This is a genomic window from Myxococcus sp. CA033 (genome assembly GCF_013336625.1).
GTDB classification, from domain to species: Bacteria; Myxococcota; Myxococcia; order Myxococcales; family Myxococcaceae; genus Myxococcus; species Myxococcus llanfairpwllgwyngyllgogerychwyrndrobwllllantysiliogogogochensis.
On sequence record NZ_JABUMU010000006.1, the window covers coordinates 239,262 to 258,081 of the forward strand.

General features: G+C 68.8%; 18 protein-coding genes. 15 read left to right on the top strand and 3 right to left on the bottom strand.

Going from position 1 to position 18,820, the window contains the following annotated elements:
- Positions 1–8: 8 nt before the first annotated feature.
- The 12 genes from HUA78_RS18280 (at position 9) to HUA78_RS18335 (ending at position 10,786) form a co-directional block, all read left to right on the top strand.
- The gene (locus HUA78_RS18280) at positions 9–164 is read left to right on the top strand and encodes a hypothetical protein (protein ID WP_174457160.1); all 156 of its coding nucleotides are present in this window, start codon (positions 9–11) and stop codon (positions 162–164) included.
- 61 nt (positions 165–225) lie between these two features.
- Positions 226–654 (top strand): type II secretion system major pseudopilin GspG, encoded by a 429-nt coding sequence (gene gspG / locus HUA78_RS18285; RefSeq protein ID WP_141643869.1) that lies wholly within the window; start codon positions 226–228, stop codon positions 652–654.
- A gap of 68 nt (positions 655–722) precedes the next feature.
- Entirely contained in the window at positions 723–1,139 is a 417-nt protein-coding gene (locus HUA78_RS18290) for a type II secretion system protein GspG (RefSeq protein WP_254614350.1), read from the top strand.
- Entirely contained in the window at positions 1,136–1,879 is a 744-nt protein-coding gene (locus HUA78_RS18295) for a prepilin-type N-terminal cleavage/methylation domain-containing protein (RefSeq protein WP_174457161.1), read from the top strand. Before HUA78_RS18290 ends, HUA78_RS18295 begins: the two co-directional genes overlap by 4 nt.
- Entirely contained in the window at positions 1,876–2,802 is a 927-nt protein-coding gene (locus tag HUA78_RS18300) for a prepilin-type N-terminal cleavage/methylation domain-containing protein (protein WP_174465149.1), read from the top strand. Before HUA78_RS18295 ends, HUA78_RS18300 begins: the two co-directional genes overlap by 4 nt.
- A complete protein-coding gene (locus HUA78_RS18305; protein ID WP_141643865.1) occupies positions 2,799–3,473 on the top strand; it encodes a type II secretion system protein J in 675 nt (224 codons plus the stop codon). Before HUA78_RS18300 ends, HUA78_RS18305 begins: the two co-directional genes overlap by 4 nt.
- A complete protein-coding gene (locus HUA78_RS18310) occupies positions 3,473–4,864 on the top strand; it encodes a general secretion pathway protein GspK (RefSeq protein WP_174476813.1) in 1,392 nt (463 codons plus the stop codon). The genes HUA78_RS18305 and HUA78_RS18310 overlap by 1 nt, the downstream gene beginning before the upstream one ends.
- 1 nt (position 4,865) lies before the next feature.
- Complete coding sequence (pilM, locus tag HUA78_RS18315) at positions 4,866–6,470, top strand: pilus assembly protein PilM (RefSeq protein WP_174476814.1); 1,605 nt, start codon at positions 4,866–4,868, stop codon at positions 6,468–6,470.
- 2 nt (positions 6,471–6,472) lie between these two features.
- Positions 6,473–7,027, top strand: a complete 555-nt coding sequence (gene gspM, locus HUA78_RS18320; protein WP_141643862.1) for a type II secretion system protein GspM — start codon at positions 6,473–6,475, stop codon at positions 7,025–7,027.
- Between the two features lie 3 nt (positions 7,028–7,030).
- Positions 7,031–8,005, top strand: a complete 975-nt coding sequence (gspN, locus tag HUA78_RS18325) for a type II secretion system protein GspN (RefSeq protein WP_141643861.1) — start codon at positions 7,031–7,033, stop codon at positions 8,003–8,005.
- Positions 8,006–8,098: 93 nt separating this feature from the next.
- Positions 8,099–9,736: a sigma 54-interacting transcriptional regulator gene (locus HUA78_RS18330; RefSeq protein WP_141643860.1), complete on the top strand. Its 1,638-nt coding sequence runs from the start codon at positions 8,099–8,101 to the stop codon at positions 9,734–9,736.
- A gap of 540 nt (positions 9,737–10,276) precedes the next feature.
- Positions 10,277–10,786, top strand: coding sequence for an RNA polymerase sigma factor (locus tag HUA78_RS18335; protein ID WP_174462007.1), 510 nt, complete (start codon positions 10,277–10,279; stop codon positions 10,784–10,786).
- Positions 10,787–10,797: 11 nt separating this feature from the next.
- On the opposite strand, the gene HUA78_RS18340 is transcribed toward HUA78_RS18335, so the two are convergent.
- From HUA78_RS18340 to HUA78_RS18350, 3 genes are read right to left on the bottom strand one after another with little or no spacing between them, the layout of a single operon-like run.
- A complete protein-coding gene (locus HUA78_RS18340) occupies positions 10,798–11,724 on the bottom strand; it encodes an ADP-ribosylglycohydrolase family protein (protein ID WP_217442515.1) in 927 nt (308 codons plus the stop codon).
- A gap of 51 nt (positions 11,725–11,775) precedes the next feature.
- Complete coding sequence (locus HUA78_RS18345) at positions 11,776–12,435, bottom strand: hypothetical protein (protein ID WP_174461826.1); 660 nt, start codon at positions 12,433–12,435, stop codon at positions 11,776–11,778.
- Positions 12,435–14,612 carry a S46 family peptidase gene (locus tag HUA78_RS18350; RefSeq protein WP_174476815.1) on the bottom strand — a complete coding sequence of 726 codons (2,178 nt, stop codon included), beginning with the start codon at positions 14,610–14,612 and terminating at the stop codon, positions 12,435–12,437. Before HUA78_RS18350 ends, HUA78_RS18345 begins: the two co-directional genes overlap by 1 nt.
- 140 nt (positions 14,613–14,752) lie before the next feature.
- Here HUA78_RS18350 and HUA78_RS18355 point away from each other — a divergent pair, with 140 nt between their 5' ends.
- The 3 genes from HUA78_RS18355 to HUA78_RS18365 all read left to right on the top strand — a co-directional run bounded on the left by HUA78_RS18355 (position 14,753) and on the right by HUA78_RS18365 (position 18,774).
- Complete coding sequence (locus HUA78_RS18355; protein ID WP_141643856.1) at positions 14,753–15,490, top strand: M50 family metallopeptidase; 738 nt, start codon at positions 14,753–14,755, stop codon at positions 15,488–15,490.
- 97 nt (positions 15,491–15,587) lie between these two features.
- Complete coding sequence (locus tag HUA78_RS18360; RefSeq protein WP_174476816.1) at positions 15,588–17,732, top strand: hypothetical protein; 2,145 nt, start codon at positions 15,588–15,590, stop codon at positions 17,730–17,732.
- A 316-nt stretch (positions 17,733–18,048) separates the two neighbouring features.
- Entirely contained in the window at positions 18,049–18,774 is a 726-nt protein-coding gene (locus tag HUA78_RS18365; protein ID WP_174476817.1) for a hypothetical protein, read from the top strand.
- The last annotated feature ends 46 nt before the right edge of the window (positions 18,775–18,820 follow it).

Consider the following 18,820-nt stretch of genomic DNA (forward strand, 5'->3'; position numbering starts at 1 on the left):
CCAGGGACATGACGAATGACACGCTCGACCGTTGGATTCAGCGCGCGACGCTCGCGGCGATGATTGCCCTCGCGGCGGCGCTGGTGACGGTGGGGGCCCGACTCTACGGGCCCCGAGCCCCCGTGCCGCCCGCAGGGGTGGTGGACGGGCCCCGGGCACCCTGACAGGAAGTCCTGAACACGATGCGGTGGCTTGCCAGAAAGTCACCCCGAGGTGAGAGCAGACATGAGCCAGAACACCCACTCGCAGCAGCGCCGCCGCCGCAACCGCCGCGGCATGACCCTCATCGAAATCATGGTGGTCATCACCATCCTCGGCCTCATCGCCGCCGCCGTCGGCGTGGCGGTGATTCCGCAGCTCGAGGCGGCCCGAAGGGACAGGGCCTCCCTGGATATCAAGAGCATCCAGGGCGCGCTGAAGCTCTATTACACGAAGAAGGGGAAGTACCCGGACACGTCCTCGGGCCTCAACGCGCTGGTGGAGACCCAGTCGCTGGAGCAGATGCCCAAGGACCCGTGGAACAACGACTACGTGTACCTGAACGAAGGCGGCAAGCCCGTCATCATCTCCTACGGCGCGGACGGCACCGCCGGCGGCGAGGGCAACGACGCGGACATCTCCTCCGCGGACGGCGCCTCCGCCAAGAACAAGTGAAGAAGTAGCGCACCCCGCGTGTTGACAGGGCTTCGGGTATGAACGTGCAAACCTCACTTCCATCCCAGATGCCCTCGCCCGCGGGGGCCCTGCGCCCCCAGACGAAGGGGCGGCTGCTGCTGGCGGCCATCTTCCTGGTGGCCACCGTGCTGGCGTTCGTCCTCGTGTACGTGACGGACGACCGCTCGCTGGTGCCGGAGCAGCGCCGGGCGCGCGGAGAGATTCGCAAGCTGGAGGGCCTGTTCAAGGCGCACAACCGGCTGATGGGGCGCTTCCCGTCGAAGGAGCAGGGCTTCACGCCGCTCATCGAGGCGAAGCTCATCGACTCCGTGCCGTTGGACCCGTGGGGTCACCCGTACGTCTACTGGATGGATGGCAGGAATGGCGCCGTCATCTCCTATGGGGCGGACGGCAAGAAGGGCGGCGTGGGGACGGACGCTGACCTGAGCAGCGGGGGCGTGCTGACGGACTGGGGGCAACCATGACGCGTGTCAGGACAGCGACCGGGCGGCGCACGCTCCACCGAGCCCAGCGCGGCCTGACGCTCATCGAGATCTCCATCGCCATCATCATCGTCGCGATGCTGTTCTCCGCGGCGGTGATGGGCATCGGCTCGCTCACGGGCGCCAAGGCCAAGGGCGCCGCGGGGGAGCTTGCGGGCACCATCCGCTCGCTCTACGACTCGGCGGCCCTGCGCGGCAAGACGTGCCGGCTCGTCTTCGAGATTCCGGACCCCAAGGAGGAGAAGGCCACGCGCTACCATGCCGAGTGCGCGGAGAGCGCGGTGACGACGGCCAGGGACCGCGACACCGCCCTGCGCGACGAGAACCGCGAGCGCGAGCAGGCCCGGCGCTCCAACCGGGGCAACACCCAGGGCAACGAGGAGCGCCGCAGCTACGTGGCCTCGGGCGGAGACGCGCCCAGCGCGCAGGAGCTGATGGACGGAGAGAAGGAGCGCGTGCAGAACGCGGCGCGTTTCTCCTCGTTCACCTCGGAGGAAGTGCCGGCCAGGGACCTGCCCGCGGACGTGCGCGTGTCGGTGTGGACGCGCCAGCAGAAGGAGGCCGTCGACAACGGCGTGGCGTACCTCTACTTCTTCCCGCAGGGGTACACGGAGAAGGCGTACGTGTACGTGAGCCAGGGCGACAACGCCTGGACGCTGGACGTGTCCCCGCTCACCGGCAAGGTGACCATCGCGAACGACGTGCTGGAGGTGCCGCGATGAGGCGCTCCTCGGGCTTCACGCTGCTGGAAGTCGTCGTGGCGCTGGCCATCCTGGGCCTCGCGTTGATGGCCATCTTCGACCTGAACGCGGGCGCGGTGTCCAACCACGTCTACACCAAGCGCCTCACGGTGGCCTCGCTCCTGGCGCGCGCGAAGATGACGGACGTGGAGCAGAAGCTCTACGACGACGGCTTCTCGCCCGACGACGACGAGGAGTCCGGCGACTTCTCCGACGAGGGCTGGTCCCAGTTCAAGTGGAAGGCGCGCATCATCGCCCCGAAGCTGGACGGCGTGTCGCCGGACCAGCTCATCGGCGCCCTCTTCAACCTGCCCATCGGCGGCGGGGACGCGGATGACCCGATGAGCGGCATCGCCAGCCTGTTCGGCGGAGGTGCCGGTGGCGGCAAGGACGGCGCCTCTGGTGGACCGCAGCCCGCGGGCGGAGGCCTGGGGGGCGCGGCCATGGGCATGGCGCAGCCCATGTTCACGCAGATGGTGCAGCAGCTCACCCAGACGGTGCGCGAGGTGCACCTCACCGTGTACTGGCAGGAGGGCACCCAGTTGGAGAGCATCGACCTGGTGACGCACGTGGTGTCGCTCGGGCCGGGCTCGGACCGCAACGGCGGCTTCACGGCCACGCAGGGCACCACGCCGGGCGCCGACAACCAGTGGGTGGACCCCGACAGCCCGGGGATGATCGTGCAGAACCCCATCCCCGGCCCCAACGGCACCATGCTCCATCCGGAGACGCGCAAGCCGCTGATGCGCCGCTCGGAGTGGCTGCAGCGCGCCAATGGCGGCAGCCAGCCGCAGCGAGGCGGCGGTAACGGCGGCGTCGTTCCCACCCCGGGCGGCGGCATCTTCGGAGGCGGTCGTCCGTCGATTCCGAACTTCCCCGGCATGCAGCAGAGGAACGACCGATGAGGACCGGGCGCGCGCGCGGCTTCACGCTGATGGAGGTCATGGTGGCGGTGGCCATCACCGCCCTGATGGGCACGGTGGTGGCCATGGCCTTCCAGACGGGCCTGACGGCGAAGGAGTCTGTGGAGGAGGACGCGGACCGCTACCGGCAGGTCCGGGTGGCGATGAACCGGATGGCCCGGGAGATTGGCTCCGCGTACGTGAGCGACAGGTTCGATTTGAAGCGCTTCCGCGACCAGCAGGACCGCCCCACCAACTTCGTGGGCGAAAGCGACCGACTGCTGTTCACCACGTTCGCCCACCAGCGGCTGTACACGGACGTGAAGGAGTCCGACCAGGCGGTGGTGGAGTACTTCCTGGAGGCCTCCGACGACCGGGCCGCCAAGGGCCGCGTGGACCTCAAGCGCCGCGTGAATCCCAACGTGGATGACCGCATGGACCGGGGCGGCACGACGGACGTGCTGTTCGAGGGCGCCAAGAAGCTGGAGTTCGAGTACTGGAACTCCGAGAAGAAGGAATGGGATGACGAGTGGGACACCCGCCGCACGGAGCAGAAGACCATCCTGCCCACGCGCGTGCGGATGTCGATTACCGCCGTGGACGAGACGGGCAAGGAGGCGCGCTACTCCACCCAGGCGCGCATCATGTTGAACACCGAGCTGCCGAGGTACTGATGCCCCTGCCCTTCTTCCAGCAGACGCCCCGGCGGCGCCGTCCCAGTCCGCCCACGTCCGGAGCCGCGCGCGGCCCTGGTGGGGAGCGGCGCCCGCGTGGCGTGGCGCTCATCATCGCGGTGGTCTCCATCGCGCTCCTCACGGTCATCGCCACCGAGTTCGCCTACAACAGCCGGGTCGACCTCCAACTCGCGGCCAATCAGCGGGACGAGGTGCGCGCGTATTACATGGCGCGCTCGGGCGTGGCGCTGTCGCGGCTCCTGCTTCGCTTCCAGAAGCAGGTGGACCAGACGCCCATCCCCAACCCCGCGTCGCTGCTGGGCAGCCTGATGGGCAACCAGGGCAATCAGGGCAACACCCCGCAACCGACGTCGCTCAACCTCCAGCTCTGGAAGATGGCGCGGGTGGACTGCCACATGCTCAAGGGCATGGTGAAGAGCGAGGGCCTGGAGCCCGAAAACGACGCTCCGCCGCTGGCCCCCGTGGACGAGGACGACCCGAACTTCGACATGAAGGACGGCGAGGACCCGGCGTCGCGGGAGATGTCGCAGCAGATGACGCGTCGCTCGTTCGGCGGCTTCGAGGGCTGCTTCCTGTCCACCATCTCCGACGAGGAGGAGAAGCTCAACGTGCACCGGCTGGTGGCGGGCGCGGGTGACGCGCTTCCCACGGCGCTGCGGATGTTGGACATGCTCGAAGACAAGCGCTTCGAGTTCCTCTGGGAGCGCGACGACGCGAACAAGGTCCGCGGCAATCCGCGGGACGTGATGCTGGCCATCAAGGACTGGGCGGACGACGACGAGACGGGCTCCACCATCAACCCGACGGACCCCGTCAACCCCATGCCCTCCGGCTTCTCCGACGAGGGCTCGCCCTACAGTCGCTACGAGCCGAGCTACGAGCCGAAGAACGCACGCTTCGACAGCATCGACGAGCTGTACCGGGTGCACGGGGTGAATGACCAGTTCATGTCGGCGTTCCGTGACAGGCTCACGGTGTACCCGGACATCAACTCCCGGCCCAACATCAACACGGATGACCCGGTGATGATGGGGCTGGCCATCATGTCCGTGGCGGACCCGGCCCGGCCAGACCCGCGATTGAAGGACCCGGTGTTCCTCAACGAGCTCATCACCCGCATCCGCAGCGCGCGCATGTTCAGCTTCTTCGGCATGGGCGTGCAGGACTTCGTCGCCGTGGTGGAGAGCGCGGGCATCGTGGTCAATCCCGCCGTGAAGTCCAACGTGGCGGGCAATCGCCTCATCGGCGACAAGAGTCAGACGTTCACCATCAAATCCGTGGGAGAGGCGGGCAACGTGCAGAAGACGCTGACCGCAGTGGTCCGGCTGGACGACACGCTGGGCAGGCTCCTGTACTGGAGAGAGGAATAGCATGGCCCGCATTCTTGGCCTCGATTTGGGCAGCCACTCCGTGAAGGGCGTGGTGCTGGAGGCGCGGACGAAAGGACACGCCACCCGGAGCTACGTGGAGGTGCGCCGCGCCCAGGAGGGCGAGCGCGCCGACACGCTGCGCGCCGCGGTGCAGGAGCTGATTGGCAAGCTGCCACCAGGTCACGCCGACCAGGTCGTGGTCGCCCTGCCCGGCCCCGCGCTCATCACCCACTCGCTGAGCCTGCCGTTCTCCGACGGGAAGCGGATTGAAGCGACGCTGCCCTTCGAGATTGGCAGTCTGCTCCCGTTCGACATCTCCGACGTCGTCTACGACTACCAGGTCGTGGGCCAGAAGGAGACGGACGGCAAGGAGAAGGCCAGCGACCTGCTGGTGGGCGTGGTGCGCAGGGCGGAGCTGAAGTCGCTGCTCGACATGCTGGGCGAGCTGAAGGTGGACCCGCGCATCGTCACGCACCCGGCGCTGGCCTACCAGAACATGCTCCAGCAGGCCGCCAGCCTCTTCGAGGGCAGCGGCGAGGGCGGCGTGGTGGCCGTGGTCGACATGGGCCACGAGCGCACCTCGGTGGCCATTGGCCGGCCGGGCACGGGCGTGCAGTTCGCGCGCACCTTCGCGGGCGGCGGCAAGGACTTGAGCAAGGCGCTGGCGACGGAGTTCCAGACCTCGCTCGCCGAAGCGCATCACTGGAAGGAGCAGCACGGGGCCATGGCCAGCGCGGCGCAGGGGCCGGACGCGGAGCGCGCGGCGGCGGCCTTCGTGCGCGGGCTCCAGCCGGTGCTGCGCGAGCTGCGCCCCACCCTGAAGGCCTACACGGCGCGCAGCCGCCAGCAGGTGGGCGCGCTGGTGCTGTGTGGCGGCTCGGCGCGGATGCCGGGCCTGGCGGAGCAGCTCTCCCGGGACTTGAACCTGCCGGTGCGAGTGCTGGCGCTTCCCGCAGACACCTCGGAAGCGGTTCCCTCCGCGGAGCAGCCGTCCGCCGCGCAGGCCTACGCGCTGGCGCTGCGAGGCAACGCCACGGGCGCGCGTGCGCCGCGCTTCAACTACCGACGCGACGACCTCGCCTTCAAGGGCGACTTTGACTACGTGAAGGACAAGCTGGGCCTGCTGGCGTCCTTCGCCGCCACGCTCTTGCTCTTGCTCATCGCCTTCGGCGTGGTGCGCAACTCCGTGCTGTCGCGGCGCGAGGCGCAGGTGGACGCGGCGCTGTGCGAGACGACCCAGCGCATCCTCGGCAAGTGTGAGAAGGACTACAACCGCGCGCTGAACCTGCTCAAGGGCGTGGAGAGCCCGGCGGCGGCGCTGCCCCGGATGTCCGCGGTGAACCTGCTCGCGGAGGTGACGCAGAAGGTGCCCGCGGACCTGCCGGTGAAGTTCGACCGCATCCAGATCGACACGGACCGCGTCATCCTCCAGGGGGAGACGGACTCCTCCAAGCAGGTGGATACGCTGTCCAACGCGCTCAAGAACCACGCGTGTTTCAAGGAAGTGAAGCAGGGCAAGGTGGAGCGCACCCGCGACGGGCAGAAGGTGACGTTCCGCCTGGACGTGCAGGTGCAGTGCCCTGGTGCGGAAGGGGGGGAGAGCTAGTCATGGCCAGGCTTCAGGAAGTGCTCGCGCCGGTGCAGACGTGGTTCGAGCGGTTGAGTGACCGGGAGCGGCGGATGGTGTCCATCGCCGGCGCGGCGGTGGCGGTGTTCGTCGTGTTCGCGGTGCTGATGACGTTCGCGAACACCGCGTCCGGCTACCGCAAGCGCACGCAGGACAAGCTGGCGAAGCTGCAGGAGGTGCAGGCGCTGGCGGCCAGCTATCGCGAGGCGCAGGCGTCGCGGCAGGCGGTGGAGACGCAGCTGACGTCCAGCAACGTGCAGCTCATCACCTACATCGAGGACAAGGCCACGGCGGCCGGGCTCCAGGTGCCCAACATGACGCCCAAGGGCGACGTGGGCGTGGGTGACGGGAAGATCATGGAGAGCTCCGTGGAGCTGACGTTCTCCGACGTGGACCTGCGCAAGCTCACGGACTTCATGCGCACGGTGGAGAGCGGTCCTGGCGTGGTGAAGGTGAAGTACCTGCGCATCGAACCGAGGCCGAACGACACGCTGACGGCGTGGACCACCGTGGCCACCTACCGGATGAAGCAATAACCCATGTCCTCTGACACCAAGCTCGCGCGCTGGAAGATCATCCTGGGCTACGGCGCGTTCGCGCTCGTGGCCTTCATCCTCTGCCTGCTCATCACCTTCCCGTACGACACGGTGCGCACGCGCCTCGTCTCGGAGGCCGCGCAGGCGGGGCTCGCCGTGCGCATCGGCTCGTTGAGGCCGGGGCTGGCGGGTGTCACCGCCACCAACGTGCGGGTGAGCAAGCCGCCCCAGCCGCTGAGCGCGGAGACGCTGGCGATGCTCGTCAGCGGCGAGGGCACCCTGCCGGGCGCCGCGGAGCTGGGCGAGGCGGTGGTCATCGACAGCGTGGCGGTGCGCCCCACCCTCTTCCCGCCGGGGCTGGCCATTCGCGCCAACGCACTGGGTGGAACGGTGGCGGGCTCCATGGGCTGGCTGGGCGACATGAAGGTCCGCGCGGAGCTGGACGGGCTCAAGGCCAGTGGTGGCAACCTGCCGGCCTTCCTCGGGATGGACCTGGATGGCGAGCTCAATGGCGTGCTGGCGCTGACGCTGCCCAAGGGCAAGAGCCCGGAGCCGGACCTGTCCCAGGCGAACGGCGAGCTGACGCTCGACTCACAGGGGCTCATCATCAAGGGCGGCAAGGCGTCCATCCCCATGGGCGGTGGCAACTCGATGCCCATGGAGCTGCCGCAGGTGGCGCTCGGCGCGCTGGTGGGCCGCATCAACTTCGAGAAGGGCCTGGGCACGGTGCAGGAGCTGCGGCTGAAGGGCGAGGACGTGGAGGCGCTGGCCACCGGCACGCTGAAGCTGGGCAAGCGGCTGGAGTACAGCGAGCCCGCCATGGATGTGAATCTCCGGCTGGACCCGGAAGCGCAGAAGCGGCTGGGCCTCCTGGCGGCGGGAATCACCATCTTCCCCCCGGACAAGAAGGACCCGAGCTTCCGGGCGGCCAGGCTCGGCGGCTTCCTCAACCGGCCCACCTTCCTGCCCCGTCGGTAGCACGCGGCACCTGGGGGCGCGCCCAACCCGACGCGTGGGGTTGAAGTCAGCGCGCCGGGACGTGTAAAGCGCGGGCGCACAGGAGGGTCGTGGATGCCGGAGCTGGTGTTTTTTCGTCGTGGCGAGGAGGTGTTGAGGGTGGGCGTGGACCGGGCACGGTTGGTGCTCGGGCGCGGCGAGCAGAGCGACGTCGCCATTCCGGACCCGGAGGTGAGCCGTCAGCAGGTGGCGCTGCTGTGGGACGGGACGCGGTGCCGGGTGCAGGACCTCTCCGGCAAGGGCACCGTGGTGGGCGGCACGTCCGTCACCGACGCCGAGCTGCCCGACGGCGCCGACCTGGTGCTCGGTCAGTGGCGCGCGGTGTTCCGCCTGAGCGGCGGCGGCGAGGGCGCGGATGTCGCCACCGAGGTGGGCCACACCACGTCCATCCAGAAGGACGCGCAGGTGCCGCGCTGGCAGCCGGCGCAGGTGCGCGTGAAGCAGGGCCTGAACGAGTCGGTGCACCGGCTCACCGGGGACAGCTTCACGGCGGGCAAGGACGCGGGCTGTGACCTGGTCCTCCAGGACCGGTTCGCCTCCAGCAAGCACCTGAAGGTGACGCGGCGGGAAGGCACGTTCCACGTCGTGGACCTGCGCTCCACCAACGGCACGTGGCTGGGGCCGGTGCGGCTGTTCGAGGCGGAAGTCACGCTGCCCACCACGCTGCGGGTGGGCGAGACGGAGCTGGTGCTGGAGGTGGCGGCGACGGGGTCCAAGAAGGAAGTGGCCTCCTTCCACGGCATCATCGGCAACGACACGGCGGTGAAGGGGCTGGCGGACCTCATCGAGCGCGTGGCGCCCTCCACGGCGGCCGTGACGATTCTGGGCGAGTCCGGCACGGGCAAGGAGCTGGTGGCGAAGGCCATCCACCAGTGCTCACAGCGGGCGAACAAGCCGCTGGTGCCAGTGAACTGCGCGGCCATCTCCAAGGAGCTCATCGAGAGCGAGCTGTTCGGCCACGAGAAGGGCTCCTTCACGGGCGCGGCGAACGCGCGCAAGGGCGCCTTCGAGGAGGCCGACGGCGGCACCCTCTTCCTGGACGAGATTGGCGAGCTGCCGCTGGACCTGCAGGCGAAGCTGCTGCGCGCGCTGGAGAGCGGAGAAATCAAGCGCGTGGGCGCCAGCCGGCCCATGCACGTGGACGTGCGGGTGGTGGCGGCGACGAACCTGGACCTGCTGGCGGCGGCTCGCGAGGGCAAGTTCCGCGAGGATTTGTACTACCGCCTCTGCGTGATTCCGTTGCACCTGCCGCCCTTGCGCAGCCGCAAGAGTGATTTGCCCGCACTGGCCGAGCACTTCGTGAAGGTGTACGCGCCGCGAGGGCAGACGGTGAGCTTCTCGGCGGCGGCGGTGGAGCGGCTCCGCGGACACATGTGGCCGGGCAACATCCGCGAGCTGCGCAACGTGGTGCACCGCGCGTTGTTGTTCCGCAAGGGCCCGGTCATCGACGCGGCGGACCTGACGTTCGACCAGGAGATGAACAAGGAGACCGGCATCGCGGTGCCGGAGCTGCCTCCTGGGATGACGCTGGAGCAGATGCTGGAGAAGCTGGAGCGGCAGATCGTCGAGGCCGCGCTGCGCCGGTACAACAACAACCGCGAGCGCGTGGCTCGCGAGCTGGGCGTGGCTCGCTCCACCCTGTTCAAGCGCCTGAAGGACTGGGGCCTGACGAAGCAGGACGAGCAGGAGTAGCGCCCACGACAGCCCCGCCCTTCAGGCGTCATGAAGGGCGGGCGCGCCGGGTCGCGGGGCCCGTCGAGCATCAATACCGCGAATCGCTCGGACCGCGGCGCCGCGTCGACGTGCGCGCGGAACCGTTCCCGTTTGACGACGCCCACCCCCGAGTCAGCGACGATGACGATGTCCGTCGAAGTCGTCGCGAGATCGACCTCGAGGGGCGGAATCCGGAACGAGTCCACCCCCACCGCCCAGCCTCATCTTCTGTCCATCCACGACCTTCCTCCGTGGATGACACGGGGCCAGGCGGCGTTCGACCCGGCCGGCAGAACACCCCGTGAACCCCGCCCACGTCCCGCGCCACGCGGCCCCAGGACACCGTGAGCCTACCCACCTTCATGCCCTGAAGTACGAGCAGAAACCCGGCGCCGGGCTCCTGTCCGTACCGACAGATGCGCGGTGGAAAAATCCCACCGCCACGGGCCGATAGACCCTTTTCGCGACCGGTTCGTTCCAAAGGAGGTCCCCGCTGGGGTGTTCAGGAGCCCACCCGTGATGCACGCCGCAGTCATCGACCTTCCGCCACTGACCCAGCTCTACAACGAGCACCGTGCCCGCGCCCTCGCCATCGCCCGCCGCATCGTCGGCGACGCGGACGATGCGGAGGACGTGGTGCAGGACGTCTTCGCCCGACTCGCCTGGAAGTCTCCTGGCTACGGCGGACGCGCGGCCTGGACCACGTGGCTCCACCGCGTCATGGTCAACAGCAGCATCAACTGGCTGCGCGCACGCAAGCGCCGCGAGCGACTCAGCCTGGAGCCATCCGAGCCCCTCACGCCCGAAGTCCAGGCCGTGGGCGCGGAGCTGCAGCGCCACTTCACCGACGCCATGCAGGAAATCAACGAGCAGCAGCGCCAGGTCCTCCACCTGCGCGAGGTGCGCGGCCTCAGCTACCCCGAAATCGCCCGCTTGCTGCGCATCCCCGAAGGCACCGTGAAGAGCACCCTGCACCGCGCCCGGCAGCGCACCTTCGGCCTCATGGAAGAGCGCGGCCACCACCCCTGAGGCACACGGCGCTACTCCAGCGCCCGGAGCTGGAGCTTCTCCCGAGCCTCCAGCCACGACGCGGGAATCGCCGCCCTGCCCGTGACGAGCACGACGATGCCGCCCACCATGGCGCACGTCGTGTCCATGTCGCCCCGCCCGGACACCGTGGACCACAACGCGTCCTCGTAGTGCTCCAGGTGCCGCACCGCGCACCACACCACGAAGGGCACCGTGTCTTCCGACAGCACCTGGAAGCCACTGCCCAGCTCCTTCGCGGCCGCCGTCGGCGTCGTCTCCAGCGACCAGCCCCGAGCCTTCTCCAGCCCGCGCCGCGTGGCACCGTTCGGCGTGTACTCCAGCACCACGTCGAAGAGGTTGCGCGCACGCCCGCGCGTCGCCGCGTCCTGACACGCCCACGCCGCCGCCACCGCGACGGCCACGGCGCCCGCCTGTCCCTCCGGATGGTAGTGCGTCACCTCCGCGGAGAGCCGCGCCTCGTCCGCCGCGCGCCGCAAGTCGCCCGCGAAGTAGGCGCCCAACGGCGCCACGCGCATCGCCGCGCCGTTGCCCTTGGACCCCGTGCCGTCGAAGACCTGGGACGACGCGGGCAGCCAGTGCATCCCCAGGTGGATGCGCTCGAGGATATCCAGCGCCGTGCCGCCATAACCCCGGTAGCGGTTGGCGCGGTAGCGCTTGCCAAACAGCTGCGCGAGCCGCTCCTGCTCCACCTGCCCGTGCTCGTCGAGCACCTGGACGATGGAGAGCGCCATCTCCGTGTCGTCCGTATAGGGCCACGGAGGGGAAGGCGGCCTGCGCGCCTCCACCCACTCCGCCACCAGGCTCCGCGCCGCGAAGAACCGCTCGCCAAAGCCATCCCCCACGGAGAGCCCCTCCAACGACAACAGGGCTCGCGACATCCGCTCCGCGTGGTCCGCCGGTCTGCCAGTCGAGGACATGGCGCCAGTCAACACCCGGCGCCACCTTCGTGTCAAATCGACACTATTCGACTACTCGTCACCCTTCGCGCCGACGAACTGGTCACCCTTGTCCTTGAAGAGGACGTTGAAGTTGGTGAGCGAGCCGTAGACGCGGGTGATGTAGCTCTGCATCTCCACCTTCTCCGCATCGGACAGCTTCGGATGGGCGTTGAGCTTCTGCTCGAGCACTCGGAGCCTGTCGCGCACCATGACGACCTTGTGGAACAGGCTGTCGATGGGCAGGTCCTTGGCCTGCAGCTCCGGGTTGCCCGGAACCAGGCGCACCATGCCGCCCTCCCACTTGCCAGCGAGCGGGGGCGCGTCGGTCAGGCCGGACGCCTCCCGGAAGATGTCCATCAACTCTTCACGCGTCATGTTCAGCCCTTCCAGGTCCACGACTTCGTTGGGGTCCACCCGGCGGCGAATCACCACCGGGGCCACGCTGCGCGCGGTCCGCTCGCGCGAAGGAGAATGCGCCGCCGGGGCCACGGCCGTGCCTCGGGGCGCGTACTTGTCACAGATGGGGGCGGACGGAGGGAACATGCCCCGCGAGGACTGGAGCCGACACGGCCCCACCCAGCCCCGGCGCTCATCCACCGAGTGAGGGCTCCACAGCTTGCAGTTGCCGCACACCTGCTCTTCCGGCCGGAAGGTGGGCAGGGGCGGAGCGGCGTCCGCCGGGTCTGTCATCAGCGCGTCTCCCCCGCGACCTTCGGGCCCTTGCGCACGCCCAGCTCCCTCAAGAGCGTGTCCGCGTTCTCCACCTGGTCCAACATCCACAAGACATACCGCACGTCCACGTTGACGTTGCGGGCCACGTCCGGGTTGTAGCCGAAGTCGTTGGCCACGTTCTCCCAGACGCGGTCGAAGTTGACGCCCACCAACTGCCCCTTGCCGTTCACCGTGGGGCTGCCGGAGTTGCCACCCGTCGTGTCCGCGTCCGCCAGGAAGTTCACCGGCACGTCCTTCAGCTTCTTGTCCGCCCACGCGCCAAACCGCTTGGACTCGGCGACCTTCGACACGCGCTCCGGCACGTCGAAGGGCTCCTCGCCGGTGTGCTTGGCGAGCATGCCCGTAAGCGTCGTCTGAGGCGTGTACACCGCGCCGTCTCGCGGCGAGTAGCCCTGCACCTTGGCGAACGTCACACGCAGCGTCCCGTTCGCATCCGGCGCCACGGGCTTGCCCGCATGCGCCAGCACCGCCTTGCGCCAGTCCGGACGCAGCCGCAGCGACATGCCCTGGCGACGGTCTCCCACGTCGTCCAGCGCCTCCAGCTCCCGCGCCAGGTCCGCGCCGAACGCCAGCATAGGGTCCTTGCGCGCCTCCAGCTGCGCGGCCGTCTCCGTCGCCATCTTCATGCGCTCGGACAGCGTCAGCACCTGGGTGACGGCATAGAGCGCGTCCACCTTCGCGGCGACGTCCTTCTCCACGAACACCTTGCCGAAGTGCTTGTCCACGGCGGCGATGCGCTCGTCCGCGCCCAGTGCCTGGGCACGGCGCACGTAGGCCATGAGCAGCCGCTTCTCCGCGGGCAGGAACACGTTCTTCTGCTCGCGCTCCAGGCGGTCCTTGATGCGGGCCTGCTCGCGCTCCATGTACTCAGGGCGGCGCTCCAGGTCCGGCTTCGCGCGCTCCGCGGCCAGCCGCGACAGCGTCACCGCCAGCGCGGGGCCTCGGGCAAGCCGAGAGGTCGACCCGAGCAGGAACTCGCGCTCGAACACCTTCGTGTTCGCCTTCTGCTCGGCCAGCAGCGCGTCGCGGGCCGTCAGGGCGCTCGCCCACTTCGCGCTGTTCTTGCCGGCCCAGGCCGCCACGTCCGCTTCGGACTGGTGCTGCTTCTCCACCAGCTTCCCGCGCTTGAGCCCCGCGAGCTGCCCGCCCGCGTTCTTGTGCACGTTGTGCAGGCTCTTGACGGTGGACGCGACGGCGATCTTCCCGGCCGGGTCCTTGTCCCCTTCTTCCTCCAGGATGCGGATGGCCTCGCCGTACACGTCACGCATCCGCGGGTAGAGCCGCGACTGGCGCTCCGCCATCTCCTCCGCGAGCAGCGCGCGGTAGGTGCGACCCGGGTAGCCGAGCACCATCACGAAGTCGCCCGGCTTCACGCCCTCGGTGGCCAGCGGGAAGAAGAACTCCGCCTTGAACGGCACGTTCTTCTCGCTGTACGGCGCCGAGGCCCCATCCGGCGCGGTGTACGCGCGGACGATGGCGAAGTCACCGGTGTGGCGCGGCCACATCCAGTTGTCCTCCTCGCCGCCGTACTCACCCACCGCGCGCGGCGGCGCGTAGACGAGCCGCACGTCCACCAGCTCCACCGCGTCCACCAGCGTGTAGTTGACGCCGCCGTCGAACGTGGACACCTGGCAGCGCGTGGCGGGGCGCTTCTCGCACTCGGCCACCAGCTCCTTCTGCTTGCGCTCGATGGCCTTGTAGCGGACCAGGTCGTCCGCGCCCTGGGGCACCGCGGCGAGCACCTGCGCCGTCACGTCCGTGAAGCTGCGGGGCACCTGCACCCGCGCGCCCTTTCCGGGCAGCTCGTCCTTGCGCTCCGAGGCCAGGAACCCCTGGGTGATGAGGTCCCGCTGGGGCGTGCTGTGCTCCTGGATGACGCCGAAGGCACAGTGGTGGTTGGTGATGACCAGGCCCGTGGAGGAGATGAAGGCGCCGGTACACCCACCCACGTTCACCGCGCCCGCGAGCAGGCCGGTGCCACGCTGGGGGTCCCAGAGCTTCCGGGGAGAGACCTGGAGCCCCTGGGCGCGAAGCCACGCCGGGTCCAGGTCCAGCACCTGCTGGGGGGTCCACTTCCCTTCCCCGGCCAGAGCCGGGGCAGCCACGAGCGAGAGCAGGAGCAGCGCTTTCTTCATGGAGAACTCCCTACCCCGTCCGGCGCCCGGAGGCGACCCCCTCGGAGGGTCCGACGCTGCGCGGCAAGCCAGGAGTTTCCCGGGAAGAGGGACCGAGCTTAAGTGTTGGGGTGTCTGATGGAGGGGAGGCCCGGAAAACGATGAGGACCGCCAGCGGAGCAAAGCTCGACCTCGGCCGCCTGGCCCTCCTGCTCGCCATGCTGGGAGTGGGTTGGTATTTCTGGGACTCGCCCGTCCTGTGGCCCCTCAAGGTGCTGGTGGTGATGATGCACGAGAGCGGGCACGCGCTCGCCACCCTGCTGCTGGGTGGGTCCGTGGACCGCATCCACCTGATGGCCGACCAGGGGGGCCTGTGTATGTCCCGCCTCCCACCGGGCGTGCTGCGACAGGTCGTCCTGTACTCGGGGGGCTACCTGGGGAGCGCGGTGGCCGGGGCCGGGCTGCTGATTGCCACCTTCCGGTTCCAGCTCCGCCGGGGCGTCCTCGTGGCCGCCTCCGCGTGGCTCGTCATCATGGGCCTGCTCTACGCGGGCGACATGTTCACCCTGGCCTTCTGCGTGGGCACCGCGGTGGTGATGGGCGCGTGCGCGAAGTGGCTGCCGGATGGCGCGGTGGACCTCCTGAACCTCTTCATCGCCGCCTTCACCGCGCTGTACGCGGTGTTCGACCTCCGCGATGACCTCTGGAACAGCACCGTGCGCGCGCAGAGCGATGCGGCGCTGCTCGCCGACGTCACCTACGTGCCCTCCATCGTGTGGGCCGCCTTGTGGACGCTGCTGGCCGTGGGCCTGCTGGTCGTCGCCGCATACTGGTCCCTCCACGCCCGGCCCCGGGGCATCCAGATGCCCCCGGTGGGCACCCGGGCCCGTCGGGCCTGAGCCGCCACTTCACACTCCGCTGCAAACGCAACATTGAGACAATTACAGAACACCTACTAGAGTGGGTCGGGTCGTACTCCCGCTCGAGAGGTGTTCCATGAGAAGCGTCGTACTCAGCGTCGTCGTGGCGGTCCTGGCGGCATGTGGCACGGGCCCCGAAGAGACGTCCGCCCGGGAACTCGGTGTCCAGCGCTCCGCGGTCAACATCACCGTGGAGGACCAGATTGTCACCCGCCTGCCGAGCGCCTCGGGAGCCACCCTCGGGTATTCCGAGTACCTGCCTCCGGGCTACCTGACGTCGACCCAGAGCTACCCGGCCATCATCCACCTCAACGGCATGGGAGAGCTGGGTCGGGCGACGACGGAGGCGGAGTTGTACGCCATCACCACGAGGCACGGCGCGCTCGCCAACATCCGCGCGAGCGCCACGTGGAAGACGTACTTCGGCAACAAGCAGGTGATGGTCTTCACGCCGCAGAGCCTGGACAACTACTCGCCCACGGAGCTTCGTCCGTTCGTGCAGTTCATCGTCGCCAACTACCGCGTCGACCCCACGCGGGTGTACCTGACGGGCCTGAGCATGGGCGGCTGGGGGACGTGGCGGTACGCGAACCTGTATGGCGCGGAGCTGGCGGCCATCGCCCCCTTCGCCACCAACATCGGAGCGCCGGGCAACACGCTCACCACGCTCAAGGACGTGCCCATCTGGGCCTCCAGCAGCTACAACGAAATCGCCGCGCAGCAGGCCTGGCTGGTCAGCTACACCAAGAACTACGATGTGTCGCAGGTGGTGAACATCTCCAACACCTCGCAGAAGCTGACGTACCTGTTCGACAAGACGACGAAGCAGTGGACGTCGCAGGCGGGCGCCGTGAGCACGGGGACGGCCATCGCCCGGTTCATCGTGATTCCCGGCTCGGACCACACCGGTTGGTCGGAGTCCTATGGCACGCAGGCGTTCTGGGACTGGATGCTGGCGCAGCAGCGCGGCACGACGCCGCCTCCACCCACCCAGTACACGCTCACCGTCAACAGCGGCTCGGGCGACGGCCAGTATGTGAGCGGCACGCAGGTCACCCTCACCGCCGACGCTCCGGCCCCTGGCTACGTGTTCGACCAGTGGACCGGCGCCACGGTGGCCAGCACCACCTCCGCGACCACGACCTTGACGATGCCCGCGGCGGCCACCACCGTCACCGCGACCTACCGCGTGTCCTCGCCCACGCAGTACACCCTCACCGTCAACAGCGGCGCGGGCGACGGCCAGTACACGAGCGGCACGCAGGTCACCCTCACCGCCGACGCTCCGGCCGCTGGCTACGTGTTCGACAAGTGGACCGGGGCCACGGTGGCGAACCTGACGTCCGCGACCACGACCCTGACGATGCCCGCGGCGGCCACCACCGTCACCGCGACCTATCGCGTGTCCTCGTCGGGCCTGCCCATCACCACCGAGGACCAGCTCGTCGGCCGGCTGACGAGCGCCACGGGCGCGCCGTACGCCTACGCGGAGTACCTGCCGCCGGGCTACCTGACGTCTCCGACGACGACCTATCCGCTGGTGCTCCAGCTCCACGACTCCGGGGAGATGGGCACCACGAGCACCGAGGCCCAGTTGGTGGAGGTGGTGTCCCGCTACGGCCCGCTCAAGCTCATCCGCGACAACGCCACCTGGAAGACGTACTTCGGCACGAAGCAGGCCATGGTCTTCGCACCGCGCGCCTCCGCGAACTGGGACGCCACGCAGCTCAACGCCCTCGTCGACTTCCTCATCGCCAACTACCGCGTGGACCCGTCGCGCATTTACGTCACGGGCCGCGTCCTCGGCGGCTCCGGTGCGTGGAATTATGGCCACAGCCACGGCAACCGCATCGCCGCGCTCGCGCCCGTGGGCGCGAACCTGGGCGGCCCCGGCCCCGCGCTCACCCAGTTGGTCAACGTCCCCGTGTGGATGGTGGACGCCTGGCAGACGGCCGACGCGTGGACGGCCCAGCACTCCTGGTTGCGCGGCCTGACGAAGGCGTATGGCTGGGACCAGTACCTGACATTCGCCGCGCCCGCCGCGACGCTCACGTACGTGTTCAACGCCGCCAACGACACGTGGTCCACCCAGACGGGAGCCCACGGCGCGGGGACCTCTCCCCTGCGCTTCACCGTGCACCCCCAGGGCACCGACTTCGGCACGCCCACGTACGAGAACCTCGCCTTCTGGAATTGGATGTTCGCCCAGCAGCGCCTGTAACCGGTCTCCAGGCCGTCGCCATGGCAATACAAGACAGGCTGGATTCTTCCATCCGCGCCTGAATTGACCCATGAGCGACGGCGCGCCCCGTCCAGGGCGACCGTCATCCTCCGTGGCGACTGTCGCCCTCCACCAGGGGCCAGGAGGTTGCGAGGGATTGTCACTCCGCACGCACCCGGGTCCGCCCGAACGCGGGTCAAGACTTATCCGCTAAACGGAATTTCACGGATTTGTCTTGTGCAAAACAGACGGACTATACGTGCGGGCCACGTAGCTATTTCCGGCTACGGGCAATCCCATACCCCCAGGAGCAGACATGAAGCTCAAGACGTTGATTGGCTCGCTGACGCTGGCGACGCTGCTGACCGGTGGCACGGCCGTGGCCCAGAACATCGAGCCGGTGCCCCCGCACGAGACGGGCGAGATTCCCAGCAAGGATGGAGAGATGGTGCGCGTTCCGTTGAGCAAGGTGCTCAAGGACTCGGCGCGTGAGGACATCGAGCAGGCCCCCGTGGAGGGCTTCCTTCCGGAGCTCCCCATCCTGGTCGACGGTGTGAAGTACACCGCGAAGCAGATCCAGGAGAAGGACATCCACCTGTCGCACTACGTGCTGGATGCCCGCTCCGCCGAGCAGGCGGTGGTGCAGGGCTTCCGCACCACGGCGGACGTGACGAAGTACTTCAACCAGACGGGCCAGTTTCCCTCCGAGCAGCCCACGGGCGCGGAACTCGCGCCGTGCAACCCCTGGTCGGTCTTCTTCGAGCACTCGTGGTACGGCGGCGCCAACTTCTCCGTCTATCCGGGCTGGGGCTACAACACGCTGGGCTGGTGGAACGACCGCATCTCCTCCATGTGGAGCACCCAGTGTGGCCGTTGGACGGTGATGACCGAGCACCATTATTTCGGCGGTCACCAGCTCTGGGTCGCGCGCGCCTGGGCCGTCGGCAACATGGGCAGCTACGGCTGGTACACGGGCTGGTGGCCGTTCCGCCGCTGGCACTCGTGGAACGACCGCGTCTCGTCGGTCGCCGTCTACTGGTAGTCGCAGGGTGACGTGAGTGGGCCGGAGGCCGCTGTCGCCTCCGGTC

Coding starts and splice junctions, on each gene's coding strand:
- HUA78_RS18280 (WP_174457160.1), top strand. CDS start 9: ATGACGAATGACACGCTCGACCGTTGGATTCAGCGCGCGACGCTCGCG.
- gspG (WP_141643869.1), top strand. CDS start 226: ATGAGCCAGAACACCCACTCGCAGCAGCGCCGCCGCCGCAACCGCCGC.
- HUA78_RS18290 (WP_254614350.1), top strand. CDS start 723: ATGCCCTCGCCCGCGGGGGCCCTGCGCCCCCAGACGAAGGGGCGGCTG.
- HUA78_RS18295 (WP_174457161.1), top strand. CDS start 1,136: ATGACGCGTGTCAGGACAGCGACCGGGCGGCGCACGCTCCACCGAGCC.
- HUA78_RS18300 (WP_174465149.1), top strand. CDS start 1,876: ATGAGGCGCTCCTCGGGCTTCACGCTGCTGGAAGTCGTCGTGGCGCTG.
- HUA78_RS18305 (WP_141643865.1), top strand. CDS start 2,799: ATGAGGACCGGGCGCGCGCGCGGCTTCACGCTGATGGAGGTCATGGTG.
- HUA78_RS18310 (WP_174476813.1), top strand. CDS start 3,473: ATGCCCCTGCCCTTCTTCCAGCAGACGCCCCGGCGGCGCCGTCCCAGT.
- pilM (WP_174476814.1), top strand. CDS start 4,866: ATGGCCCGCATTCTTGGCCTCGATTTGGGCAGCCACTCCGTGAAGGGC.
- gspM (WP_141643862.1), top strand. CDS start 6,473: ATGGCCAGGCTTCAGGAAGTGCTCGCGCCGGTGCAGACGTGGTTCGAG.
- gspN (WP_141643861.1), top strand. CDS start 7,031: ATGTCCTCTGACACCAAGCTCGCGCGCTGGAAGATCATCCTGGGCTAC.
- HUA78_RS18330 (WP_141643860.1), top strand. CDS start 8,099: ATGCCGGAGCTGGTGTTTTTTCGTCGTGGCGAGGAGGTGTTGAGGGTG.
- HUA78_RS18335 (WP_174462007.1), top strand. CDS start 10,277: ATGCACGCCGCAGTCATCGACCTTCCGCCACTGACCCAGCTCTACAAC.
- HUA78_RS18340 (WP_217442515.1), bottom strand. CDS start 11,724: ATGTCCTCGACTGGCAGACCGGCGGACCACGCGGAGCGGATGTCGCGA.
- HUA78_RS18345 (WP_174461826.1), bottom strand. CDS start 12,435: ATGACAGACCCGGCGGACGCCGCTCCGCCCCTGCCCACCTTCCGGCCG.
- HUA78_RS18350 (WP_174476815.1), bottom strand. CDS start 14,612: ATGAAGAAAGCGCTGCTCCTGCTCTCGCTCGTGGCTGCCCCGGCTCTG.
- HUA78_RS18355 (WP_141643856.1), top strand. CDS start 14,753: ATGAGGACCGCCAGCGGAGCAAAGCTCGACCTCGGCCGCCTGGCCCTC.
- HUA78_RS18360 (WP_174476816.1), top strand. CDS start 15,588: ATGAGAAGCGTCGTACTCAGCGTCGTCGTGGCGGTCCTGGCGGCATGT.
- HUA78_RS18365 (WP_174476817.1), top strand. CDS start 18,049: ATGAAGCTCAAGACGTTGATTGGCTCGCTGACGCTGGCGACGCTGCTG.